The 3,604-nt window shown below is 27.1% G+C and carries 5 protein-coding genes and 1 tRNA gene; 4 read left to right on the top strand and 2 right to left on the bottom strand.

The genetic code is table 11. The features are described from left to right. Positions 1-217: 217 nt before the first annotated feature. Positions 218-293 (top strand) — tRNA-Thr (locus CLTEP_RS13630). Between the two features lie 137 nt (positions 294-430). Here the strand turns inward: CLTEP_RS13630 and CLTEP_RS13625 are convergent. Both CLTEP_RS13625 and CLTEP_RS13620 read right to left on the bottom strand, forming a co-directional pair. After that, positions 431-1,627 (bottom strand): tyrosine-type recombinase/integrase, encoded by a 1,197-nt coding sequence (locus tag CLTEP_RS13625; RefSeq protein WP_066827600.1) that lies wholly within the window; start codon positions 1,625-1,627, stop codon positions 431-433. 2 nt (positions 1,628-1,629) lie between these two features. Further along, a complete protein-coding gene (locus tag CLTEP_RS13620; protein WP_066827598.1) occupies positions 1,630-2,142 on the bottom strand; it encodes a helix-turn-helix domain-containing protein in 513 nt (170 codons plus the stop codon). 144 nt (positions 2,143-2,286) lie between these two features. Between CLTEP_RS13620 and CLTEP_RS13615 the strand changes: the two genes are divergently transcribed. The 3 genes from CLTEP_RS13615 to CLTEP_RS13610 all read left to right on the top strand — a co-directional run bounded on the left by CLTEP_RS13615 (position 2,287) and on the right by CLTEP_RS13610 (position 3,537). Then, a complete protein-coding gene (locus CLTEP_RS13615; RefSeq protein ID WP_066827594.1) occupies positions 2,287-2,469 on the top strand; it encodes a helix-turn-helix transcriptional regulator in 183 nt (60 codons plus the stop codon). Positions 2,470-2,574: 105 nt separating this feature from the next. After that, positions 2,575-2,742: a helix-turn-helix domain-containing protein gene (locus tag CLTEP_RS14540; RefSeq protein ID WP_084365003.1), complete on the top strand. Its 168-nt coding sequence runs from the start codon at positions 2,575-2,577 to the stop codon at positions 2,740-2,742. A gap of 90 nt (positions 2,743-2,832) precedes the next feature. Continuing rightward, positions 2,833-3,537: a helix-turn-helix domain-containing protein gene (locus CLTEP_RS13610; protein WP_066827592.1), complete on the top strand. Its 705-nt coding sequence runs from the start codon at positions 2,833-2,835 to the stop codon at positions 3,535-3,537. Positions 3,538-3,604: the final 67 nt, after the last annotated feature.

Raw genomic sequence — 3,604 nt, 5'->3', positions numbered from 1 at the left:
AAATGATAAGATTTAAACTCTCATTGGATTTTGAAAATGAAATTAGTACAATTTTTAAATTGCTGAATGTTGAAGATCTAAAAAAAGCATTGAATAAGTAAAAAAATTACAATAAAAACTTCCTAGCCGTAGGATAAAGTTTTACTAGGTTATCGTGAAAAATAATATATTTTACTTGATTAAGTTTTTTTAGTGTAGTAAAATATAATTCGAGTAAGCTCCTGTGGCGTAGCTGGTAGCGCAACTGATTCGTAATCAGTAGGTCAGGGGTTCAAATCCCCTCGGGAGCACCAAAGTAAAATCAAGGCTTTATACAAATGTATAAGGCTTTTTATTTTATCAAAACCACCAAGAAAACCACCGTAAATAATTTAAAAATAAATTACATTAAGTTTTCAGAAGTGAAATAACAAAATAGAGGTTATTAATATCAATTAGTAACCTCTAAAAGATTATTAAATTTGTTCATAGCTTCATTTTGCATTGAAGGCAATAGATGAGAATAAGTATCTAATGTCATGGCTACAGTACTATGTCCTAATATTTCACTAACTACTTTAGGATTAACATTAGCTTTTAGCATTAAAGTAGCAAAGGTATGTCTGAGGTCATGAAAGCTTAATTTAGGCATATTGTAATAATCAATTATACTTTTATTATCTTTATAATTACATTCAGATATGACCCTTCGAAAGTTTCTAGATACATATTCGACTGAATAGGGTTTCCCATTGTTTTGAGTTATAACGAGGTTTAAATCATTATTGTAAACTTCTTGCAACATTGATTTATTTTCGAATTGTTTTTGTTTTATATCTTTCAAGGCATGATATAATAATTTATTTAATACAATCTTTCTTTGGCTAGATCTAGTCTTAAGTTTAGTTAATTTAAATGTTCCATTAATGTATTGTAGTTGATGTGTTACATATAGGCAATTATTTTTAAAGTCAATCTTGTTCCACGTAAGTCCCAATACTTCGCCTAATCTCATACCGGTATTAGCAGATATAAATGCACAATCATAAACTGAATAATTCTTTAACGCTTCAAGTAATGACTTGAGTTGAACTTCATCAAGTACTCTAATTTCTTTTTTATTTATTTTAGGAGCAGTTATTGTTTCCATTATATTTTTTATGACATAACCATTTTCAAGTGCTGCTTTTAACATTCTATTTAAAAAACCATAGTAATGTCTAAGAGTTGTAGATGATAGTTTTTTACCAGTATTTAATGCTATATCATCATTAAGAAATTTGTTAACATCAAGTTTATTTAATTGCTGAAGCTTTTTATCGCCTAATGCTGGAATAACTCTTGTATATGCTATATATTGATACTGTTTATATGTTTTGTAAGATATACTATTTTTTATTGACGGTAGCCATTCCTCAATAAATGTTTTAACTGTCTTTTTAGTTGGTTCTACATATTCACCAACAGAGGATTTTTTAATCATATCATTTCTAAAAGCATTAGCTTCCTTAGCAGTTTTGAATCCACTTTTAAATTTCCTTTTTTTAATACCATCTATAACAATATAATAACTACATTCGTAACATGTATAGCCATTATCTTTTATAATTTTACATACTCCACGATATGAAGTTTTTTCTTTACTCATGTTTATTCACCTTCTATACGTTTAAATTTAACCATTTTTTCTAAAGAATTAAATAAACTTTCTTTAAGCTTAGGGTTATCTACTTCAAAATATTGTTTTAATGTGATAACTATTGATAATGAGTGTACTAAGTATTCTAGATCTTCTAAAGGAAGTACTTTTTTATAATTATCCATCCCAATTTTCACAATTTTATCTTCTATTTCGTCAAGACAAACAAAACCATCAATTTTACATTGACCAAGCATTATATATAAATTTTCAAGCATATTAATATATCTTTTATTTTCAGAAAGAATTTTATTTTCTATTTTGTTATTAACATCACCAGTTAATAAACTTAATGGAACACCAAGAGCTTTAGAAATTTTTTCAAGATTTTGTATACCTGGCGTTCTTTTGTTGTTTTCATAGTTCCATATCGCATTTTTTGAAAGCTTGCATTCAACTGCTAGCTCTTCCTGTGTCATGCCTTTTTTTATTCTTAATTCTTTAATTTTTTCTCCAATATTCATAATACACCTCCTACTATTATTATAAACATAATCACACAATTGTAAAACTTTTTTTATAAAAATATTAAAAAGGTATTGAAATCACACAAATATATGATTATAATAATAATATAATCACACATAAATGTGATTGGAGGTGTAGATATGAATGTAAAAATAGCAAGAATAAAAAAAGGATTAACGCAAACAGAACTATGTAAGATATTAAAAATTTCCAAAACTATTCTTGTTAAGATTGAAAAAGATGATTATGATATAAGACTTAGTTTAATGAAAAAAATCAGCGAAGTTTTAGAGGTACCAGTACAAGAGTTATTTTTAAATTAGTAATTAGTTATGTATAGGACAAGCACTAGTATAAAATCAACTCCGCTGGTGGCTAAGGAGAACTTTTTTAAAATGAATTGAACTAACAAATAAGAGGTGAAAAAAATGCAAAAAGTTTATACTGCTAAAGAAGCAGCAGAAGTTTTGAAAATACATTACAATTCAGTTTATCAGTTAGTACAAGAAGGTAGGATAAAATGCGTTAAAGTAGGTCGTAAAATATTAATTCCAGAACGATGCTTAAATGATTTTATAGAGAAGAGTATCAGTTAATACCAATATTGTATAAATCGTGAATTATTACAAGAATGGGTAAATAAGCAATGCTTGATGAAATAAAGCTTATAATAAGTAGGTGATTATGTGCCAGGATTTACATTTATAGACAATGACGGTGTATTAGATAACGAAGATTTGAACATACAGGAACAGAGTGTATTAATAGCATTAATTAGTTATTACAATAAAGAAAAAGGCTATGCTTATCCAAGTTATAAGCAACTAAAAAAGAGAAGCAAAATATCAGATGATAGAACACTTATAAAAGCGATAGCAAATTTATGCAGTAAGGATTTTATAAAAAAAGAAACTTTAAAAGGTATTGGAAATAAATATTATATACTTACTGTAAAATTACAGGAACAGGAGAAATGCAGTAACAGTAATTCTACAGGAACACCTACTGTAAAATTACAGGGACACCCACTGGAGAATTACAGTACAACAAATACTAATACAAATACTAATACAAATATTAATATAGATTTTGAAGAGTTGTGGAAATTATATCCTAATAAAAAAGGTAAAGCAAAAGCAAGACAAATAGTAACTAAACTATTAAAGAAATATACAAAAGAAGAATTACAAAGATGTATTGAGAGATATTCAAAGGAGGTGCAAGGTAAGGACAAGCAATATATACTACATGGTTCTACGTTCTTTAATGGCAGATATGAAGACTATTTGGATAATAACTACACAGAACAAAACGAATCATTTGAAGAACAAAAAACAAAAGAAGCATATGCACAACTAGAATATTTGAAAGGAGAAATTACATTTGATTAATTTAATAGACACTACTGCAAATGAAATTGAAATTCTTAGTTGTATGCTTAAAGACAAAGATTGCAGA

The sequence above is a fragment of the Clostridium tepidiprofundi DSM 19306 genome (genome assembly GCF_001594005.1).
Classification (GTDB): Bacteria; Bacillota; Clostridia; order Clostridiales; family Clostridiaceae; genus Clostridium_AC; species Clostridium_AC tepidiprofundi.
Note: the sequence above shows the minus strand (reverse complement) of the source record. Positions and strands in the feature narration are given on the sequence as shown.